The sequence below is a fragment of the Ralstonia mojiangensis genome (genome assembly GCF_023955645.1).
Classification (GTDB): domain Bacteria; phylum Pseudomonadota; class Gammaproteobacteria; order Burkholderiales; family Burkholderiaceae; genus Ralstonia; species Ralstonia mojiangensis.
Genome location: NZ_JAMXHU010000005.1, coordinates 568,568 through 589,181 on the forward strand (window position 1 = coordinate 568,568; position 20,614 = coordinate 589,181).

A 20,614-nucleotide genomic window follows, 5' to 3' on the forward strand; every position below is an offset into this window, starting at 1 on the left:
CTTATCCGGCTTCATGCAGATGCACGCTTCTTCCTCCTCCGCTTCCACACCCGCATTGCGCGTTGCCCTGGTCGGCAATCCCAACTGCGGCAAGACCGCGCTGTTCAACCTGCTGACGGGCAGCCGCCAGAAGGTCGCCAACTATGCGGGCGTGACAGTCGAGCGCAAGGAAGGTCGCTTTACCGCGCCGTCGGGCCGGCATGTGCAGATTCTTGATCTGCCCGGCGCCTACAGCCTGATCGCCACCAGCCCGGACGAAGCCATCACGCGCGATATCTGCCTTGGCACGTTCCGCGGTGAGTCACGCCCCGACCTGCTGATCTGCGTGGTCGACGCCACCAACCTGCGGCTGCACCTGCGCTTCGTTCTGGAGCTGCAGCGCCTGGGCTTGCCGATGGTGCTGGCGCTGAACATGGTGGATGCGGCCGAGCGGCGCGGCATCCGCATCGATCGCGCCAAGCTGGAAGCCGCCCTGGGCGTGCCGGTGGTGCAAACCGTGGCCATCAAACGCAACGGCGCAGCCGAGCTCGTGGCGCATATCGATCACGAACGACTCCCGGCCGTGCCGGTTGGGCTGCCGGCCGACGCCGATCCGCACGTTGAAGTGAAGCGCCTGCTCGATTCCGCCGTGACCATGCCGCGCAGCACGGCCGAGCTGGACGACCGGCTCGACCGCATCGTGCTGCACCCGGTATTGGGCCTGCTGCTGCTGGCCGTGCTGATGTTCTTCATGTTCCAGGCGGTGTTCTCCTGGGCGCAGCCGCTCATGGACGGCATCCAGGGCGGCGTGGAAGCCGTGGGCGTGTGGGTCGGCAACGTCATGCCCGACGGCATGCTCAAAAGCCTGTTGGTGAACGGCATCATCGCCGGCACGGGCAGCGTGCTGGTGTTCCTGCCGCAGATCCTGATCCTGTTCCTCTTCATCCTTTCGCTGGAAGAATCCGGCTATCTGCCGCGCGCGGCCTTCCTGCTCGACAGGTTGATGGCGGGCGCCGGGCTGTCGGGCCGCTCGTTCATTCCGCTGCTGTCGAGTTTTGCGTGCGCGATCCCCGGCGTGATGGCCACGCGCACGATTCAGGACCCGCGCGACCGGCTGGTGACGATTCTTGTAGCGCCGCTGATGACGTGCTCGGCGCGGCTGCCGGTGTACGCGCTGCTGATCGGTGCGTTCATCCCGGTGCGCCAGGTGTGGGGCTTCTTCAATTTGCAGGGGCTGGTGCTGTTCGGGCTGTACATGGCGGGCATCGTGTCGGCGCTGGTCGTGGCGTACGTGCTCAAGTACCTGAAGCGCGATCGCAACGAGCACCCGCTCATCCTCGAACTGCCGTCGTATCGCCTGCCCAGCGTGCGCAACCTGATCGTCGGCCTCGTCGAACGCGCACGCATTTTCCTGCGCCGCATCGGCACGGTCATCTTGAAGATGATGGTGGTGCTGTGGTTCCTCTCGACGTTCCCCTCGCCGCCGGCCAACGCCACACTGCCGGCCATCGATTACAGCTTTGCAGGGATGATCGGCCGCGCGCTGGAAGTCGTGTTTGCGCCGATCGGCTTCACGTGGCAGATGTGTATTGCGCTGATTCCCGGCATGGCTGCACGTGAAGTGGCCGTGGGCGCGCTGGCGACGGTGTACTCGCTGTCGGCCACGCATGAAGACGCGGCTGCGCAGCTGGCGCCGATCATCTCCCAGCAATGGTCGCTGGCCACGGCGCTGGCCTTCCTGGCGTGGTACGTCTACGCGCCGCAATGCATCTCGACGCTGGCCACCATCCGCCGCGAAACCAACTCGTGGAAGGTCATGGCGGGCACCGCCGGCTACCTCTTCGCGCTGGCCTACCTGGCCGCGTTCGCCACCTACCAGATCGCACGGGTGCTGACATGAGCATGTACCAGGTTGTTGAAACGGGCGTTGTCGCCACGGTGGTGGCGCTGAGCGCCTTGTCGCTGACCGGCCGCTATGCGCCTGCCACGCGCGCTCGCACGATGGCGCGCGTGGCAGGCTGGTGTGATCGACCGTCGCGGCCAGGCTGGATGCGCGCCTTTGGGCAGCGGTTGCTCACGCCGGGCGAGTCGCCCTCGTGCCACTCCGATCCGCTTTCGGGCAGCGCATGCGGCAGCGGTTGCAGCGGCTGCGCCTCGGGCGACTCGGCATCCGCCGCGGCGGCTGAACAGCCGATCCACTTCGTGCGGCGCAAATAACGGACGACGCAACGTCACAACACTCACGGGCTCGCATCACGCGGGCCCGTTTTGTTTTTGCGCAACGCAGGCGTAGACTGGTCCAAACCTGAACGGGGGACGCATCATGACCGAAGAGTTGCTGGTCCAGTTGATTGCGGAAGTCGAGAAGGAAGACCCGGTGGATTTTGCCAACCTGCCCTTCGACGAGCAGATGTTGCGCGACCTGGTCTGCAAGCTGGTATCACGCCAGCTGACGCAAATGGAAAATGCCCACTTCAGCCAGGACGAGGTGATCGTCTCGCTCACCGCGAGCATCGCCAAGCTGGTCCTCGAAAATCTTGTGCTGAATGCGCGCCTGCTGGCACAGCAGGGGCACGGTGAAAGCGCACGCGCGCTGCTGGAGCGGATTTCTCGCCAGGCGAAGGGCTAAGCGGCGCAGCTTATTGGGCCGGCACCACGTTGTACTGCGTGCGGGCCCGCGTCAGCAGGCGCTTGGCGACGGACAGGCCCCGAATGGCGGCGTCATCGTCGTCGACCGGAAAATCAAACTCGGCGCTCCAGTTGCAGCCGGTGTGATCCGGGCGGTGAATGCACATCGCTCGCAGTTCGCACTGGGCGCATTCCGGATGTTGCTGGACGCAGCGGGCCAGCAAGGTCTTGAGTTCATGTTCGGACTTCAGACGGCGTTGCATCGGCATCTCCTGAATAACAGGGAGTTGGAACCCCGAGCGCGCAGTGAGTTTCGCCATGATTGCGCCGATACTGTTTCAGCAAGTTACCGGGTCACATCACGCGTTCAACCCAATCGCGCCGGCTGCACCCGCACTTGCCTGACACGCGGGGCAAACGCCGTAGAGCGCCAGCGCGTGATCGCGCAGCACAAAGCCGCGCTCGTTGGCGACACGCTCCTGCCGCGACTCAATGGCGTCGTCGTGAAACTCCTCCACGCGGCCGCACGACAAGCAGATCAGGTGATCGTGGTGTGCACCGTCGTCTAGCTCATACACCGCATGGCCGGCCTCGAACGTATGGCGCAACAGCACGCCGGCATCCACCAACTGATTGAGCACGCGATAGACCGTTGAGATACCGATGTCGAGTTCCGACGTGAGCAACTGGCGGTACACATCTTCTGCGCTCAGGTGACGGCCGTGTTCCGTACCGGCGGTGAGGATTTCCAGAATCTTGACGCGCGGCGAGGTGGCTTTAAGCCCGGCCCGGCGCAGGTCGGTCGAGTTTGGCATGGCGTTCGTTGGGGCGAGATTTGGGTACAGCAGGCGGGGCACTACAGCGGGCGAGAACCAGAAACGACCGGGCAGCAAGCGTGCAAGCCGGGTCGATGCGTTCCGAAAAAAAAAGCGGCATGGCTGGCGGCCCGGAAAAGTCGCAGTCGGGAAAGCGGGGTCTGAGTGCTTTCCCGACTGTCGGGCGGCTTGCTACTGCCAAACGCTCTGTGTGTCAGAGCGGTCCCCACAAAAGATCGGTTGCCGGGCGCCGGCCCAAGAAACAGCGAGCGCACGCAGCGGAATTCAGTTCGATGCGCCGTGCCGTGGAGGAAGTGCCCTATGGGGCGGATCCATCGGCTGCAGCGCCGTCGATGGACACACTATAAATGCGAATGATTCGCATTACAAGCGTTTTCTTTGCAAACCGTGGAAGGCCCCACCTCAGGCGTGGTCACCCGCGCAGGCTGGCACTACACCGGCCCGATCGCGCAGGCGTAGCCGCTGGGGGCAAAGCGCAACGTGGTCACCATCGACGCGATCACGATGGCAATCAGCAGCAGCCAAGGCAATTGGAAACCGCCGGTCACCTCGCGCAGCCAGCCAACTGCGTAGGGAATGATCCCCGTGATGATGAAGCCGATGCCTTGTACGAAGGCCGCCAGATAACCGGCAGCGCGTGCATCGGGCAGGTGATCCAGCGTGAGCGTCAGGCACAACGAGAACATCGACCCCAGGCCGCCGCCGATCAGCGCGACCCACAGCGTGGTCCCCGCTTGCGGTGCGAGCATCAAACCGACCATGCCCATGAGTTGCAAGACGAGCACCACCACCAACCATGGGCGGCGATCGGGCGAGCGGCGTGCGAGCAGCGGCGCTGCCAATGCCCCGATCACCTGGAAGATCGTCATCAGGCCGATCAGACTGCCCGCGTCCTGTGCGCTCCAGCCGAGCTGGCGGTAGAACATCGGTAGCCACGCGATCATGCTGGTGTAGCCGCCGTTTGCCGCGCCAAAGTAGATGGCCAGCAGCCATGCGCGCCGGTTGCCGAAGAAATTGAGCACCGGCCCGCGCCGCGCGGGTGCGGAGGCTTCACGCGGTCGCGCGGTCGCCCACAAGCCGAGAGCTGCCAGCGCAGGCAGCGCCCACACGCCGAGACCGACATGCCAATCGGCGACGTGTGCAATACGCGGACTCAGCGTCGCCGCGATACCGCCGCCGGCCATCAGCGAGGCGGAATACAGACCCAGCGCCATCGGCACACGCTGCGGAAACCACCGCTTGACGATGCCCGGCACCAGCGCCTGAACAATCGCCACGCCCGTGCCGGCCAGCGCGGCGCTTGCGATCAGCGCGGCGCCCTGCCCGGCCCACAGCCTCCACAGGCACGCGCCCGCAATGGCGAGCAGACTGCAAGCCACGCCACGATGCTCCGGCAACCAGCGCGCAAGCCACGGCAGGAACAGCGCCACGCTGCCCATGCAGAGCACGGGAATCACCGTGAGCAACGATGCGCCCTGCAAGCTGAGGCCCGTGCCCGCACGGATTTCCGCCAGCAGCGGCCCGATGGTCGTGAGAATCGGCCGCAGGTTCAGCCCAAGCGCAATCACGACCGCCACGCCGATCCGACCGGCATCGATACGCGCGGAAGCGGCTGCGGCACCCTGAGCGGCGACGTCGCTCACGATTGACGTGCCTGCCATGCGTCGTAGAGGCCCTGCTCGCCCGTCGGTCGGCACGAGCGCAGTTGCAACTCGCCACGCTCCGGTGCTCCGCGCATCTCGGCATACAGGGCGGCGGTGGACATACCGAACGGCTCGCCGTCTTCGTTCGAATACGCGAAGTACACCGCGCGAATACCGCTGCGGTGCATCGCCGCGAAACACATCGGGCACGGATGGCCGCTGGCGTACATCACCGCGCCGCGCAGGTCGGGCGTGGCCAGCGTCTGGCTTGCCTGGCGGATGGCCTGCATTTCAGCGTGCGCGGTGGGATCGTTGGTGGTGTGCACCTCGTTGACGGCACGCGCAACGATCTTGCCGTCGCGCGCCAGCACCGCGCCAAACGGCAGGCCACCAGCGTTGACGTTACCGCGCGCAAGCTCTACCGCCTCACGCATGTACTGCTCATCGGACATCGGATTCTCCGCAGACGAAATTGCGGGTCGATTATGGTTGCGCCCCTAAACATGTTCAAATTAAATAGTGGAATGATGTTCAGTGGGTTTTCAAATGATTGATCTTGTCTTGCTGCGCAGCTTTGTCACGGTGGTCGATACGGGCAACTTCACCCGCGCGGCCGAGCATCTGCACCTGACGCAATCGACCGTCAGCCAGCAGATCCTCCGGCTCGAGCAGCAGTTGGACTGCCGCCTGCTCGACCGCAGCCAGCGCCAGGTGCTACCGACGGAAGAAGGCGATCGCCTGCTTGGCTACGCCCGCCGTCTGCTACGGCTGGCCAACGAAGCCAGCGAGGCGCTCAGCCCCGAACACACTGGCGGTGTGCTGCGCCTGGGTGTGCCGGAAGACCTCGGCAGCGGCGCGCTGATGCCACTCATCGCCAGCTTCGCGCGCGAGCGCCCGCGCCTGCGTCTGGAGGTGGAAAGCGGCCTCTCCCACCACCTGCTGCGCCTGTACCGCAACGGCGATCTCGACATGCTGCTCGTCAAGCAATGGGGTACCGATAGCGACTGCCATGCGCGCTGGGCCGAGCCGGTGTGCTGGATCGACAGCGCCGAGCGGCCGCACACGCTGCCGCTCGGGCCATCGCAACCTTCCTTGCCGCTGGTGGTGTTTCCGGTGGGCGCGCTGTATCGGCAGGAGATGCTGCACGCGCTGGAATCGATCGGCCAGCCGTGGCGCATCACGTATTCAAGCCCGAGCCTGGCAAGCCTGTGTGCGGCCGTCAGCGCGGGGTTGGGCGTGAGCCTGCTGCCCGCCAGCACCGTGCAGGCCGGACATCGCGTGCTCGGCGCTGCGGATGGTTTTCCGGAGATCGGCGGGCTCGAGCTGGCGCTTTTTGCGCGACCCGACCTCGACAGCGCTGGGCGGGCGTTGCGCGATCGCCTTGTCGACATGTGCTCTGCGCGCGCGAAGGCGCTGCAGTCCGCCGCCGGCTGAGCACCAAAGCGCCAAAGAAAAAAGCCGGACCCGCTGATCGCGAAGTCCGGCTTTGTACGGCTGGGTTCAGCCTGTTTCTGCTTCAGGCAGCTTCGGCCAGCGGCACGCGGATCAGATGATCAAACGCCGACAGTGCGGCCTTCGCGCCATCGCCGGTGGCGATGATGATCTGCTTGTACGGCGTCGTGGTCGCATCGCCTGCGGCAAACACACCTTCTGCACTGGTCTGGCCGCGCGCATCGACGACGATCTCGCCAAAGCGGTTGCGCTCGAGCGCGCCGTCCAGCCATTCGGTGTTGGGCACCAGGCCAATCTGCACGAACACACCTTCCAGCGCGACCGTGTGCTCGACGCCATCCACGCGGCTCTTGTAGCGCAGGCCGTTGACCTTCTGGCCGTCACCGGTGATCTCGGTGGTCTGCGCATTGGTCACGATGGTCGCGTTCGGCAGGCTTTGCAGCTTGCGCACCAGAACGGCATCGGCCTTCAGCTCGCTGGCGAATTCCAGCAACGTGACGTGGCTTACCAGGCCGGCCAGGTCGATGGCCGCTTCCACACCCGAGTTGCCGCCGCCGATGACGGCCACGCGCTTGCCCTTGAACAGCGGGCCATCGCAGTGCGGGCAGTACGCCACGCCCTTGTTCTTGTATTCCTGCTCACCCGGCACGTTGACGTTGCGCCAGCGCGCGCCAGTCGACAGGATGACGGAGCGGCCCTTGAGCACCGCGCCGTTGGCCAGCGTCACCTCGGCAAAGCCGCCCGGCTTGTCTGCCGGCGTGAGCTTGACCGCGCGCTGCGTGTTCATGATGTCGACGTCGTACTGGCGCACGTGCTGCTCCAGCGCGGCGGCAAACTTCGGCCCTTCGGTCTCCTGCACGGAGATGAAGTTTTCAATGCCCAGCGTGTCGAGCACCTGACCGCCAAAACGCTCGGCCACCACGCCCGTGCGCACGCCCTTGCGCGCCGCGTACACCGCAGCTGCCGCACCCGCCGGGCCACCGCCGACGATAAGCACGTCAAACGCTTCCTTGGCGGCAAGCTTTTCAGCGTCACGCGCAGCAGCGCCGGTGTCGATCTTGGCGAGGATCTCTTCCACGCCCATGCGGCCCGTGCCGAAGGTCTCACCGTTCAGGAACACGGTCGGCACAGCCATGATCTGGCGTGCTTCGATTTCGCCCTGATACAGCGCGCCGTCAATGGCGACGTGCTGGATGCGCGGGTTGATCACGGACATCACGTTCAGCGCCTGGACCACGTCCGGGCAGTTCTGGCACGTGAGCGACATGTAGGTCTCGAAGCGGAAATCCCCTTCGATATTGCGAATCTGTTCGATGACGTCGGCTTCGAGCTTGGGCGCATAGCCGCCCACTTGCAGCAGCGCCAGCACGAGCGAGGTGAACTCGTGACCGGTCGGGATGGCGGCAAAACGCACGCTCACATCCGCGCCGGTGCGGCGGATCAGGAACGACGGCGCGCGCTCGGCGGCGTCGCGTTGTTCGGTCAGCACGATCATGCTGGACTGCTCGGCCACGTCGCGCAGCAAGTCCATCATGTCGCGGGAGCCCTCGCTGTCATCGACGTTGGCGACCAGCTCAATGGGCTGCACGAGGCGTTCGAGGTAGGCCTTCAGTTGGGCCTTGACATCAGCATCCAGCATGACGACTTCCTTTATTCGTTTTGATTCAGTGACAGGGCGCGGCACATGCCTGCGCCCTTAAGCAAACGGCCGGCAGAGCCGGCCGTTTTTCACGCTGCATTTCTGCAGCAACAGCCTTTACAACTTAGATCTTGCCGACCAGGTCGAGCGACGGCTTGATCGTCTTGGCGCCTTCGTTCCACTTGGCCGGGCACACGTTGCCCGGGTTGTTGGCGACGAACTGGGCAGCCTTGAGCTTGCGCAGGGTTTCCTTCACGTCACGGGCGATGGCGTTGTCGTGCACTTCCATCGTCTTGATCACGCCTTGCGGGTCGATCACGAACGTGCCGCGCAGTGCCAGGCCTTCTTCCGGAATGTGCACGCCGAAGGCGTTGGTCAGTTGGTGCGTCGGGTCACCCACCAGCGGGAACTGTGCCTTGCCCACGGCCGGCGACGTTTCGTGCCACACCTTGTGCGAGAAATGCGTGTCGGTCGTGACGATGTAGACCTCAGCGCCAGCCTTCTGGAATTCAGCGTAGTTGTCCGCTGCGTCTTCCACTTCGGTCGGGCAGTTGAAGGTGAACGCGGCCGGCATGAAGATCAGCACGGACCACTTGCCCTTGAGCGACTCATCCGTGACTTCGATGAACTTGCCGTTGTGGAACGCTTGGGCCTTGAACGGTTGGACTTGAGTATTGATCAGCGACATAGTGGTTTTCGGTTGGGTTGCTTGGTTGACAACGGAGTGGATCGTATCGTCGATCGATGCATTGCACAAGTTGATTGATATGATTTTACCGATTGTTTTTTTCTATTGCCCGGGCAATCGAGCGTCTACGGCCTGAAGCGCCATCTATCCCAAACGTGCGCCTGCGTGCATAGACGAAATTACACAGCGCACCCGCAGGTTGCACACCCCGCACGTGGTCCCGCAGCGCGCACATGACGTACAGCCAAGGCGGCGTGGGCAAAGGCTCATAGCCTTGTCAGCGTCTGTCCGACTGGCATAGGTCTTGCGCGAAGAGGTCGATCGCAAACCTCCGCCGCGCATCGGCGCCGTCCACTGCTCATGCAGTTGGCTGACGGCCCGGCAGGCGAATTCCCCCGGGAGCATGACCTTGTCGCTGAACGTTCTCTTTGTCGCTTCTGAAGCTGTGCCGCTGGCCAAGACCGGCGGGCTTGGAGATATGGTCGGGGCCTGCGCGAACGCACTGCGGCGCGCCGGCATGAAAGTGACGGTGATGCTGCCGGGCTATCCCGACGCCATCACGCAGTTGCAGCACACGCGCACCCTGTGTGAATGGACTGACCTGCCCGGCGGCCGCGCCCGCCTGCTGAGTGGCCGCATGGGCGCACAGGGCATCCCGGTGCTCCTGTTCGACGCGCCGGCGCTGTTCGCGCGGCCCGGCAACCCTTACCTCGACGACCACGGCGAGCCGTATGAAGACAACGCGCTGCGCTTTGCGGCGTTCAGCCAGGCCGCGGCGCGCGTTGCCGGCGGCGTGCCGGGCGTGCATCGCTTTGATATCGTGCAGGCGCATGACTGGCATGCGGGGCTGGTGCCGCTGTTCGTCAAGCGTGCGCAGGTGCCGACGAAGACCGTCTTCACGATCCATAACCTCGCGTTCCAGGGCAATTTCCCGATGCACATGGTGCCGGACATTGGCGTGCCGCCCGATGCGGCGCACGAAGCCGAGTTCTGGGGTCAGTTCAGTTTCCTGAAGGCCGGCCTGCTGTGGGCGGACCGCATCACCACCGTGAGTCATGCGTATGCGCGCGAAATCCTGACCGACACGGCGGGTTGCGGCATGCAGGATCTGCTGCGCGCACGCCAGCAAGACCTCGTCGCGATCCTCAACGGCATCGACAATGACGTCTGGAACCCATCGAAAGACCCGCTGCTGCCGCAGCAGTTTGTTGCCGCCAACCTGAGCGGCAAGCACACCGCCAAGCGCGTACTGCAGCAGCGCTTCGGGCTGCCGGAAGACGCCAAGGCGCCGCTGCTGGCCGTGGGCAGCCGCCTGACGCATCAAAAGATGGCCGACGTGACGTTGCAGGCGCTGCCCCAGTTGCTGGAGTCCAACCCGCAATTGCAGGTGGCCGTGCTCGGCTGCGGTGAACACGCCTACGAGACCGGCATGGCCGAGCTGGCAGCGCGGTATCCGCGCCAGGTGGCCGCGAAGATCGGCTACACCGAGGCCTATGCCCACCTGCTGCACGCCGGCGCCGACATCCTGCTGCATGGCAGCCGCTTTGAGCCGTGCGGCCTGACGCCGCTCTATTCGATGCGCTACGGCACGGTGCCGGTCGCGTCGCGCGTGGGCGGCCTGATGGACACCATCACCGACCGCGGCTCGCCCGAAGCAGCGTTGCATGGCGCGACGGGCTTCCTGTTCGACGGCGACACCGCCGACGCCATGGTGGCCGCGGTGGAGCGCGCCCTGCGCGTCTTCGCCCAGCCGCAGGCGTGGCGCATCCTGCAATACAACGGCATGACGACCGACTTCGGCTGGTCGCAGCCCGCACGCGAATACATCGCGCTGTACCGCACCCTCGTGCCAGCCGCCACGCCAATGCCCGCCGTGGCGCTTGCGCAGACGCCCGCTACACCTGACGCGCTGCACTCGCCCCGACCCGACCAACCTGTGCGTACGCCGGCGCGGCGACGCTCGACGGCACTGTCCGACGAGATCCGAGCGCACGCGGTGGCGCGCGCCGCCAGTGCCGAGAAGATCCGTGCCTGACCGCGCCTGACGCTCTGCCCCGCTTTCACGCATGCCCGAGACCAAGTCGCCCAAGCCCGCTACTCCACGTAAAACCACGGCCGCACTCAAGGCGGCCAAGCCACCCGGCAGCAATGCCAAATCCGTGACCCGGCCGGCAGCAATGCCGAGCACCGCCCCGCCCACCGCGGCGGAGCCCCCATACGCTCCGGCCATCTGCTACGTGCATCCGCTGCAACTGGGCAGGCTCGACCGATGGGACGGCGTGCTCGATCACATCGCCTCGTTGGGTTTCGATCATGTGTTGATGGCGCCGCCGTTTGCGGTGGGTGCGTCCGGCAACGTCTTCGTCACCCGTGACCATGCACAACTGCATGCGGCGCTGGGCGCAGGGCCGGCCGACGCCGCACTCGCCAAGCTGGCGGAAGACTGCCGCTCGCGCGGGCTTACGTTGCTGCTCGACTTGGTGATCGACCGCGTGGCCGTTGATGCGCCCCTGCGTGCCGACCACCCGGACTGGTTCGCCAGCCATGCCGAAGACGGCAACGCGCTGGACCCGCGCCTGCCGCCATCGCACCTTGAGGTGGCGTCCTTCCGCCACGACGACCCGCGCAACGCAGATGCCATCCTCACGTGGTGGGCTCAGCAACTGCGCGTCTGGGCCGCATTGGGCATTGGCGGGTTCCGCTGCGAAGCGCCCGCCCGCCTGCCTGCAGACCGCTGGCGCACGTTGATTGCCGACGTGCGCAAGGACGCCAGCGCCGTACGCTTCCTGGCGTGGACGCCCGGCATGGATGGCGCTGCGGTCGATGCGCTGGCCGGTGTCGGCTTTGACGCAACATTTTCGTCGCTGCGCTGGTGGGATTTCCGTGCCGGCTGGATGGTGGAAGAGCACGCGCGCCTGGCCGCTGTGGCACCGCCCATCGCCACCGTGGAAGCACCGTTCGGCACGCGCTACGGACAGGCGTTTGGCGACGCGATGGTCCGTGAACGCGCCTATCGCCGCCTCCTGCACGTGGCCGACACGCTCGATGCCGGCTGGCTGATGCCGCTGGGCTTCGAACGCGGCGCCCTGCTGCCGATGCTGGCCGAGCGCGGTGACCCATCCGACCAGCAATGGATCGACGCCCATGCTGCGTTTGACCTGAGCGATGCCGTGCGCGATGTGAACGCCACCATCCGCGCCGCACGCGAGACGAACACCGTCGCACCGCACGCCGAACTGCGCATGCTGACCGGCCCCGACGCGCCCGCCACCGCCCTGCTACGCGCCGACGGCCCCGACCTGCGTGCAGGCGATGCCGCCACGCTGACCGTCATCAACCCTGATCTGCACATGGGCGTGTCGGTGCATGCCGACCACTTTCTGCCCGGCGTGGCTGGCGGCTTTACGCGCGGCGTAGCGCTCGACCTGCTGACCGAACCGGTGGGCAGTTGCGACGACACGCTGCGTGCCAATGCACGGCCCTTGGCCGAGATCGATTTGCTGCCCGGCGACGTGCAGGTCTGGCGCGTGTTCCGCAATGCTCCGGTGCACTATCCCGCGACAGCCAAAGCCGCCAAGAGCCCGCGCACCAAGGCCGGCGAAGCGAAAGACCCTGTCAACGCGGCCATTGCGTCGCCGCGCATCGGCATCGAACAGGTGCAGCCCTCCGTTGAAGACGGCCGCTTTGCCGTGAAGCGCCTGGTGGGCGATGACATCATCGTCGAGGCCGATGTGCTGATGGACGGGCACGACAAGTTGGCCGTGCACCTGCTGTGGCGCGCGCAAGATGAAGACACGTGGCAGCACGTACCGATGATGCCGCTCGGCAACGACCGCTGGCGTGGCGCGTTCCGGCCCGAACGGCTGGGGCGGCACGCCTATGCCGTGGCCGCGTGGCGCGATGCGTTCGGCACCTATCGGTCTGAACTGGAGAAGAAGCACACCGCCGGCGTGGACGTAACGCTGGAGCTGGAAGAAGGCGCGCAGCTCGTCGCACAGGCAGCAGAACATGCGCCGAAGGACGCACCGGTCGACGCCTTGCACAAGCTGGCCCACCTGTTGGCCGAGGCGGACCACGCGCACCGTCTCACGCTGCTGTTGGACCCCGTGACCGCCCACGTGATGGCGCAGGCTTCGCACTACCGGCCGTTCTACGTGGAAAGCGTGGCGTATCCGCTGGACGTGGAACGCGATGGCGCGGCGTTCGCGAGCTGGTACGAGCTGTTCCCTCGCTCGGCATCGGATGACGAACAGCGGCACGGCACGTTTGATGACGTGATCCGCCGGCTGGGCGCCATCCGCGGCATGGGCTTCGACGTGCTGTACTTCCCGCCCATCCACCCCATCGGCCGCACCAACCGCAAAGGCCGCAACAACAGCCTGCGTGCGGAGGCCGACGACCCCGGCAGCCCATACGCCATTGGCGCTGCCGAAGGCGGGCACGACGCCATCCATCCGCAGCTCGGCACGCTGGAAGATTTCCGCCGCCTGGTGCGCGCCGCGCGTGAGAAAGGCCTGGAGCTGGCGCTGGACTTTGCCATTCAATGCTCGCCCGACCACCCCTGGCTGCGCGAGCACCCCGGCTGGTTTGCATGGCGGCCCGACGGCAGCATCAAATACGCCGAGAACCCGCCCAAGAAGTACGAAGACATCGTCAACATCGACTTCTATGCCAGCGATGCCAAGCCCGGCCTGTGGACCGCCCTGCGCGATGTGGTGATGTTCTGGGCCGACGAGGGTGTGCGCCTGTTCCGCGTCGACAATCCGCACACCAAGCCGCTGCCGTTCTGGGAATGGATGATTGGCGAGGTCCGTGCGCGTTATCCGGATACGATGTTCCTGTCCGAAGCCTTCACGCGGCCCAAGGTGATGTACCGGCTGGCGAAGGTGGGGTTTTCGCAGTCGTACACGTACTTCACGTGGCGGCACACCAAGCAGGAATTCATCGATTACCTGACCGAGCTGACGCGCACGCCGGTGCGCGAGTATTTCCGCCCGCACTTCTTCGTCAACACGCCAGACATCAACCCGGTGTTCCTGCAGTCGTCGGGCCGGCCGGGCTTTTTGATTCGTGCCGCGCTGGCGGCCACGCTGTCTGGCCTGTGGGGCGTCTATAACGGGTTCGAGCTGTGCGAAGGCGCTGCGGTGCCGGGCAAGGAGGAGTACCTCGACTCCGAGAAGTACCAACTGCGCGCATGGGACCACAACCGCCCCGGCAACATCGTCAAAGAAATTGCGCTGCTCAATCGCATCCGCCGGGCCAATCCGGCGCTGCACTCGCACCTGGGCGTGACGTTCCAGCCCGCCTCGGGCGAGCAGATCCTGTTCTTCAGCAAATCGACGCCGCCCGTGGTGCCGGCGCAGTTGGGAACCTCGCCGGCCGAATTGGCCAACGCCCTGCCGCCAGACCGCTTTGGCGACAACACGGTGTTCGTGGCCATCAACCTCGACCCGCGCTCCGCGCACGAATCCGATATCGAACTGCCACTGTGGCAATGGGGCCTGCCCGACCACGGCGCGCTGATGGCTGAGAACCTGGTCAACGGCCAGCGCACCGTGTGGCGCGGCAAATGGCAGCACATCCGTCTTGAACCCGAGCAGCCGTTTGCCATCTGGCGCGTGCGCCCGGCCCTGCCTTCGGAGGAACAACCGTCATGACGCGCAATCCGACCGCGCTGCTGGTGGACGACGCGCTCTGGTACAAGGACGCCGTCATCTATCAGTTGCACGTCAAATCGTTCTGCGATTCCGACAACGACGGTGTCGGAGACTTCCCCGGTTTGATCTCCAAGCTCGACTACATCGCCGAGCTGGGGGTGGACGTCATCTGGCTGCTGCCGTTCTATCCGTCGCCGCGCCGCGACGACGGTTACGACATCGCCGAATACCGCGGCGTCCACCCCGATTACGGCAACATGGCCGACGTGCGCCGCTTCATTGCCGAAGCGCATGCGCGGGGCCTGCGCGTGATCACGGAACTCGTCATCAACCACACGTCGGACCAGCACCCGTGGTTTCAGCGTGCGCGGCGCGCCAAGCCGGGTTCTGCGCTGCGCGACTTCTACGTGTGGTCCGACAACGACAAGAAGTACGCCGGAACGCGCATCATCTTTATCGATACCGAGCCGTCCAACTGGACGTGGGACCCGGTGGCCAAGGCGTATTACTGGCACCGCTTCTATTCGCACCAGCCCGACCTCAATTTCGACAACCCGCGCGTGCTCAAGGCCGTGATCGGCGTGATGAAGTTCTGGCTGAACCTGGGGGTAGATGGCCTGCGGCTGGATGCCGTGCCTTACCTCGTCGAACGCGAAGGCACCTCGAACGAGAACCTGCCCGAGACGCACGACGTGCTGCGCAAGATTCGCGCGGCCATGGATGGGGAATTCAAGAACCGCCTGCTGCTGGCAGAAGCCAACCAGTGGCCCGAAGACACCCAGGAATACTTTGGCGCCGGCGACGAATGCCACATGGCATTCCACTTCCCGCTGATGCCACGCATGTACATGGCGATTGCGCGTGAAGACCGCTTCCCGATCACCGACATCATGCGTCAGACGCCGGAGGTGCCCAGCGGCTGCCAATGGGCGATCTTCCTGCGCAACCACGACGAACTGACGCTCGAAATGGTGACCGACGCCGAGCGCGATTACCTCTGGGAGGTCTACGCGAGCGACCGCCGTGCGCGCCTGAACCTCGGCATCCGCCGCCGGCTGGCACCGCTGCTGGAACGCGACCGCCGCCGCGTCGAGCTGATGAACAGCCTGCTGTTTTCGATGCCCGGCACGCCCGTCATGTATTACGGCGACGAAATCGGCATGGGCGACAACATCCACCTGGGCGACCGCGACGGCGTGCGCACGCCCATGCAGTGGTCACCGGACCGCAATGGAGGATTCTCTCGCGCCGACCCTGAACAGCTCGTGCTGCCCGCCATCATGGGCTCGCTGTACGGCTATGAATCGGTGAACGTCGAAGCGCAAAGCCGCGACGCGCACTCGCTGCTGAACTGGACGCGCCGGCTGCTTGCCACACGCAAGCGCCATCGCGTGTTCGGGCGTGGTTCCATCCAGTTTCTGCAGCCGTCCAACCGCAAGGTGCTGGCGTATATCCGCGCGCTGGAAGGCGAGGCGCCCATCCTGTGCGTGGCCAACCTCTCCCGTGCCTCACAGGCCGTGGAGCTGGACCTATCCGCCTTTGCACAGCGCGTGCCGGTGGAGCTGATTGGCGGGACGGCGTTTCCGCCGATCGGCCAGTTGTCGTATCTGCTCACGCTGCCACCCTACGCGTTCTATTGGCTGGAGCTGCGCGAGAACGAGCCCGGCCCAAGCTGGTCGCAGCCGGCCGCCGAGCAGTTGCCCGAGTTCACGACGCTGGTGCTGCGCGCGGGGCTCGATGCCTTGGCCGACACGCGACAACGCGAGGCACATCGCCAGTTGATCGAACGCGAGATCCTGCCAACCTATCTGCCCAAGCGCCGCTGGTTTGCCGCCAAGGACAGCGTGCTGCGCGGCGCGAAGTTTGCCTGGGGCGCGACCGTGCCCGTGGATGCCGCATCCACCAATCGCCCGCTGGCTGGGGCAACGCGGCCCGAGGTGTTCTTCAACGAAGTGGCCGTCACGCTGGGCAGCCCCGACGGCAGCGAACGCGTCGAGCGCTACCTGCTGCCGCTGTCCATCGCATGGGAATCGTCCACACTGCCGGCACTGCCGATTCAGCTCGCCCTGGCGCGCGTGCGGCGCGGCCGCCATGTCGGCTACCTGACCGACGCCTTCACCACCGAGACGTTCGCCCGCGCGCTGCTCACCAACCTCGTGCGCGGCACCACGCTGGAAGCCAATGACGGCACCGTGCGGTTCGAGCCCGAGCCGAACATCGCAGAGCTGGCAGAACCTGCCGTGTCGCCTGAAACGGGCAGCACACGGCCCGCACCGCTACCGCTGGCGCCCGACACGCCCATCCAATGGCTGGCGGCGGAGCAGTCGAACAGTTCGCTGGTGATTGGTGAGTCCGTCATCGTCAAGCTCATTCGCCGTATCGCCGCGGGCATCCACCCCGAGGTTGAGATGACGCGCCACCTCACGCGCGTGGGCTATGCCAATACGGCGGCGCTGATCGGGGAGGTCTCTCATCACGCTGCCGACGGCGAACGCTCGACGCTGGCCGTCATGCAGAGCTTCGTTCCCAACCAGGGCGATGCGTGGACCTGGGCGCTGGACTACCTGCGACGCACCATCGACGAACTGGCCGTGCAGATGGAAGGCGTGACTTCCGGCGATGGTGAATCGTCCCCTGTGGCCGTCTCGGAAGCGCGCGTGGATACCGACGAAGCATTGGCGGGCTACGTCAACTTCATCGGCGTGATTGGCACACGGCTGGGCGAACTGCATGCGGCGCTGGCCGCGCCCACCGAAGACGCAAACTTCGGTGCCCGCATTGCCGATGCCGACGATGCTGCCTACTGGACTGCCCGCGTGAGCGAACAGCTCACCCGCGCGCATGACAACCTGACGGCATGGCAACAGCAAAACGCCGACAGCCCCCGGCAACCCGACGTGCAATGGCTGCTGTCGCAACACCAGGCGCTGCTCGACGCTGCGCGCACGCATGCCGAAGACGGCCTGGGTGCCACGCTCTCGCGCATCCATGGCGATTTCCACCTCGGCCAGGTGCTGGTGGCGCAGGGCGATGCCTTTCTGATCGACTTTGAAGGCGAGCCCTCGCGCCCCGTGGAAGAGCGCCGGCGCAAGACCAGCCCGTTGCGCGACGTGGCAGGGCTGATGCGCTCGCTCGACTACGTGGTGGGCGCCATGCGCCAAGGCCCCGAACACGTGGCCGGCCCAGCGCAGGAGCGCCGCAACGTCCTGCTGGAGCGGTTCCGCGCTGCGTCCACCGAACGCTTCCTGGAGGCGTATGCCGCTGCCATTCGGGGGCCCGATCTGAACGCGCTGGATCAGCCCGTGGTCGACTTTCACCTGCTGGATCTTTTCCTGCTGGAAAAGGCCGCATACGAAGTCAACTACGAAGCGTCCAACCGCCCGACCTGGCTGCCGATTCCGTTGGAAGGCTTCACGCGCGTGGCACGCCGCCTGCTGCATGCAGAGCCACCCTCACCTGCTGCAGAAGACTCGACGGGAGGCCCACCGTGACCGCACTCGACTTTGCCTCTCCAACCAAAACCGCCGCCGCCCCTGAGGCGCCGATCGTGCTACCGCCCGGTGTCGACCAGATGCGCGTCGACGCGCTCACGCATGGCCGCCTGGGCGACCCGTTTGCCGTGCTCGGGCCGCATCGCGTGGACACCGACGACGGCACGCGCTGGGCGGTGCGTGCCTTCTATCCCGGTGCGCGCCGTGTGCAGGCCATCGACGCCCGCGGCCAGATCATCACCGAGATGACGCCGGTGGGCCGCACGGGACTGTTCCATGGCCCGCTGCGCGCCGATGCGCAAGACGTGTACGGCCACCCCGACCTTTATCGCCTGCGCATCATCTGGCCTGCAGGCACCGGCCATGAAGCCGTGCAGGAAACCGAAGACCCATACGCCTTCGGCCTGCTGCTCGGCGATCTGGACCTGCATTTGCTGAACGAAGGCACGCATTGGGCGCTGGCGAGCTGCCTGGGCGCGCAGGCCATCCGCATCGACGGCATCAGCGGCGTGCGCTTTGCGGTATGGGCGCCGAATGCGCAGCGCGTGTCGGTGGTGGGCGACTTCAACCAATGGGACGGACGCCGGCACCCCATGCGCCTGCGCCATCAGGCTGGCGTGTGGGAACTGTTCCTGCCCAGTGGCTTGGGCGTCGGCCCCGGCGCGCGCTACAAGTTCGAGCTGATTGGCGCTGACGGACACCTGATGGTCAAGGCCGACCCTGCTGCCCGCCAGACCGAACCGCCGCCCGCCACCGCATCGGTGGTGGCCGACCCGGCCCCGCTGCGCTGGAGCGATGACGACTGGATGCAAACGCGCGCTGAACGCCACAAACCTGACGCGCCCATCAGCATCTATGAGGTGCATGCCGGCTCGTGGTTGCGCGATCTGGAAGACGGCGGCCGCAACCTGCATTGGGATGAGCTGGCCGACCGTCTGATCCCCTACGTGACGGCGCTCGGCTTCACGCACATTGAACTGCTGCCGGTGGCGGAACATCCGTTCGGCGGCAGTTGGGGATATCAACCACTCGGGCTGTTCGCACCGTCCGCGCGCTTTGGCTCGCCCGAGGCGTTTGCACGCTTTGTTGATCGCTGTCATCAGGCAGGCCTGGGCGTCATCGTCGACTGGGTGCCCGCGCACTTCCCAACCGACGCGCACGGGCTGGCGCAGTTTGACGGCACCGCGCTGTACGAACACCAAGACCCGCGCGAAGGCTTCCATCAGGACTGGAACACGCTCATCTACAACTTCGGCCGCAATGAAGTGCGCGGTTTCCTGATCGCCAGCGGACTGGAATGGCTGGAGCGTTTCCATATCGATGGCCTGCGCGTGGACGCCGTGGCCTCGATGCTCTATCGCGACTACTCGCGCCGCGCCGGCGAATGGGTGCCCAACCGCTACGGCGGCCGCGAAAACCTCGAAGCCGTGGCGTTCATCCAGCAGATGAATACGGTCGTGCACGAACGCTGCCCCGGCGCCATCACCATCGCCGAAGAATCGACCGCGTGGCCTGGCGTGACTGCGCCGGTCGAGTTCAACGGCCTGGGCTTCGACTACAAGTGGAACATGGGCTGGATGCACGACACGCTGCACTACATGCAGCGCGACCCGGTGTACCGCCAGCACCATCACGACGGCATGACGTTCGGCCTGGTGTACGCGTTCTCCGAGCATTTCATCCTGCCGATCTCGCACGACGAGGTCGTGCACGGCAAGGGCTCGCTGCTGGGCAAGATGCCCGGCGATGAATGGCAACGACTGGCGAACCTGCGCGCCTATCTGGCGTTCATGTGGACGCATCCGGGCAAGAAGCTGCTGTTCATGGGCTGCGAGTTTGGGCAAGTGGGCGAATGGAACCACGACGCATCGCCCGAATGGCATCTGCTGGATGACCCGCGGCACCGTGGCGTGCAGCGGCTCGTGCATGACCTCAATGCGCTGTACCGGAATGAACCGTCATTGCATGCGCGAGACACCGCGCCGGAAGGGTTCAACTGGGTGATTGGCGACGACCGCACCAACAGCGTGTTTGCGTTCCTGCGGCTCGACGGCGACGGACGGCCGATGCTGGTGGTGGCAAATATGACGCCGGTGCCGCGAGAGGGATATCGCATTGGCGTGCCGCCCGCCGATGGCGCCACGCATTGGCAGGAGGTACTGAACACAGACGCCGCCGTGTATGGCGGCAGCGATCTCGGCAACGGTGGCGCGGTGGATGTGGACCACGTGGCGGCGCATGGGCAGGGGCAGTCGTTGGTGTTGAGGCTGCCGCCGTTGGGGGTTGTGGTTTTGAAGGTTTGATTTTGGCGTTGGTGGTTTGCCTTCCTTTCATCCCCTGCCGGGGCTGACTCACTTTCTTTGTCTTGCCAAAGAAAGTAAGCAAAGAAAGGCGCGCCCGAGATGGCGAAAGACTCCTTGAATTTATGTCGCAGAGAGGGGAAGGGAAAAACTCGCTTCGCTCAGACAGTTTCCCTTCCTTTTTCCTCTCTGCAACAGAAATTCAAAGGCGCCATCTAGGGCAGGGTACGGCCACACCGTCGTGGCGCTGGCGTTTGCGTTGGAGCAGACCGCTTCGCACGCCACGCTCTTGCGGTGGGTT

At 65.4% G+C, this 20,614-nt stretch carries 14 protein-coding genes; 8 read left to right on the top strand and 6 right to left on the bottom strand.

Features of this window, described 5'->3' with window-relative positions; genetic code table 11:
• Positions 1 to 13 precede the first annotated feature (13 nt).
• The 3 genes from feoB (at position 14) to NG898_RS22985 (ending at position 2,608) form a co-directional block, all read left to right on the top strand.
• On the top strand, positions 14 to 1,879 hold the full coding sequence (feoB, locus tag NG898_RS22975; RefSeq protein WP_252694584.1) for a ferrous iron transport protein B: 1,866 nt from the start codon (positions 14 to 16) through the stop codon (positions 1,877 to 1,879).
• Entirely contained in the window at positions 1,876 to 2,196 is a 321-nt protein-coding gene (locus tag NG898_RS22980) for a DUF6587 family protein (RefSeq protein WP_252694585.1), read from the top strand. Before feoB ends, NG898_RS22980 begins: the two co-directional genes overlap by 4 nt.
• A 106-nt stretch (positions 2,197 to 2,302) precedes the next feature.
• Complete coding sequence (locus NG898_RS22985; protein WP_004627974.1) at positions 2,303 to 2,608, top strand: hypothetical protein; 306 nt, start codon at positions 2,303 to 2,305, stop codon at positions 2,606 to 2,608.
• 10 nt (positions 2,609 to 2,618) lie between these two features.
• Here the strand turns inward: NG898_RS22985 and NG898_RS22990 are convergent, their stop codons facing one another.
• The 4 genes from NG898_RS22990 to NG898_RS23005 all read right to left on the bottom strand — a co-directional run bounded on the left by NG898_RS22990 (position 2,619) and on the right by NG898_RS23005 (position 5,538).
• Positions 2,619 to 2,870: a hypothetical protein gene (locus NG898_RS22990; protein WP_092974978.1), complete on the bottom strand. Its 252-nt coding sequence runs from the start codon at positions 2,868 to 2,870 to the stop codon at positions 2,619 to 2,621.
• 96 nt (positions 2,871 to 2,966) lie between these two features.
• Positions 2,967 to 3,422 carry a ferric iron uptake transcriptional regulator gene (gene fur / locus NG898_RS22995; protein WP_252694586.1) on the bottom strand — a complete coding sequence of 152 codons (456 nt, stop codon included), beginning with the start codon at positions 3,420 to 3,422 and terminating at the stop codon, positions 2,967 to 2,969.
• Positions 3,423 to 3,874: 452 nt separating this feature from the next.
• Positions 3,875 to 5,086 (bottom strand): CynX/NimT family MFS transporter, encoded by a 1,212-nt coding sequence (locus NG898_RS23000; protein ID WP_252694587.1) that lies wholly within the window; start codon positions 5,084 to 5,086, stop codon positions 3,875 to 3,877.
• The gene (locus tag NG898_RS23005; RefSeq protein ID WP_252694588.1) at positions 5,083 to 5,538 is read right to left on the bottom strand and encodes a nucleoside deaminase; all 456 of its coding nucleotides are present in this window, start codon (positions 5,536 to 5,538) and stop codon (positions 5,083 to 5,085) included. Before NG898_RS23005 ends, NG898_RS23000 begins: the two co-directional genes overlap by 4 nt.
• A 94-nt stretch (positions 5,539 to 5,632) precedes the next feature.
• Between NG898_RS23005 and NG898_RS23010 the strand changes: the two genes are divergently transcribed.
• Complete coding sequence (locus tag NG898_RS23010; protein WP_252694589.1) at positions 5,633 to 6,520, top strand: LysR family transcriptional regulator; 888 nt, start codon at positions 5,633 to 5,635, stop codon at positions 6,518 to 6,520.
• A gap of 82 nt (positions 6,521 to 6,602) precedes the next feature.
• On the opposite strand, the gene ahpF is transcribed toward NG898_RS23010, so the two are convergent.
• Entirely contained in the window at positions 6,603 to 8,177 is a 1,575-nt protein-coding gene (gene ahpF, locus NG898_RS23015; protein ID WP_012430076.1) for an alkyl hydroperoxide reductase subunit F, read from the bottom strand.
• A 124-nt stretch (positions 8,178 to 8,301) separates the two neighbouring features.
• Complete coding sequence (gene ahpC, locus NG898_RS23020) at positions 8,302 to 8,865, bottom strand: alkyl hydroperoxide reductase subunit C (protein ID WP_024978277.1); 564 nt, start codon at positions 8,863 to 8,865, stop codon at positions 8,302 to 8,304.
• 403 nt (positions 8,866 to 9,268) lie between these two features.
• On the opposite strand from ahpC, the gene glgA reads away from it, so the two are divergent.
• From glgA to glgB, 4 genes are read left to right on the top strand one after another with little or no spacing between them, the layout of a single operon-like run.
• Positions 9,269 to 10,900 (top strand): glycogen synthase GlgA, encoded by a 1,632-nt coding sequence (gene glgA, locus NG898_RS23025; RefSeq protein WP_252694590.1) that lies wholly within the window; start codon positions 9,269 to 9,271, stop codon positions 10,898 to 10,900.
• A 31-nt stretch (positions 10,901 to 10,931) separates the two neighbouring features.
• Complete coding sequence (locus NG898_RS23030) at positions 10,932 to 14,522, top strand: maltotransferase domain-containing protein (protein ID WP_252694591.1); 3,591 nt, start codon at positions 10,932 to 10,934, stop codon at positions 14,520 to 14,522.
• Positions 14,519 to 18,013: a maltose alpha-D-glucosyltransferase gene (gene treS, locus NG898_RS23035; RefSeq protein WP_252694592.1), complete on the top strand. Its 3,495-nt coding sequence runs from the start codon at positions 14,519 to 14,521 to the stop codon at positions 18,011 to 18,013. Before NG898_RS23030 ends, treS begins: the two co-directional genes overlap by 4 nt.
• Positions 18,010 to 20,316 (top strand): 1,4-alpha-glucan branching protein GlgB, encoded by a 2,307-nt coding sequence (gene glgB / locus NG898_RS23040; protein ID WP_252694593.1) that lies wholly within the window; start codon positions 18,010 to 18,012, stop codon positions 20,314 to 20,316. Before treS ends, glgB begins: the two co-directional genes overlap by 4 nt.
• Positions 20,317 to 20,614 lie beyond the last annotated feature (298 nt).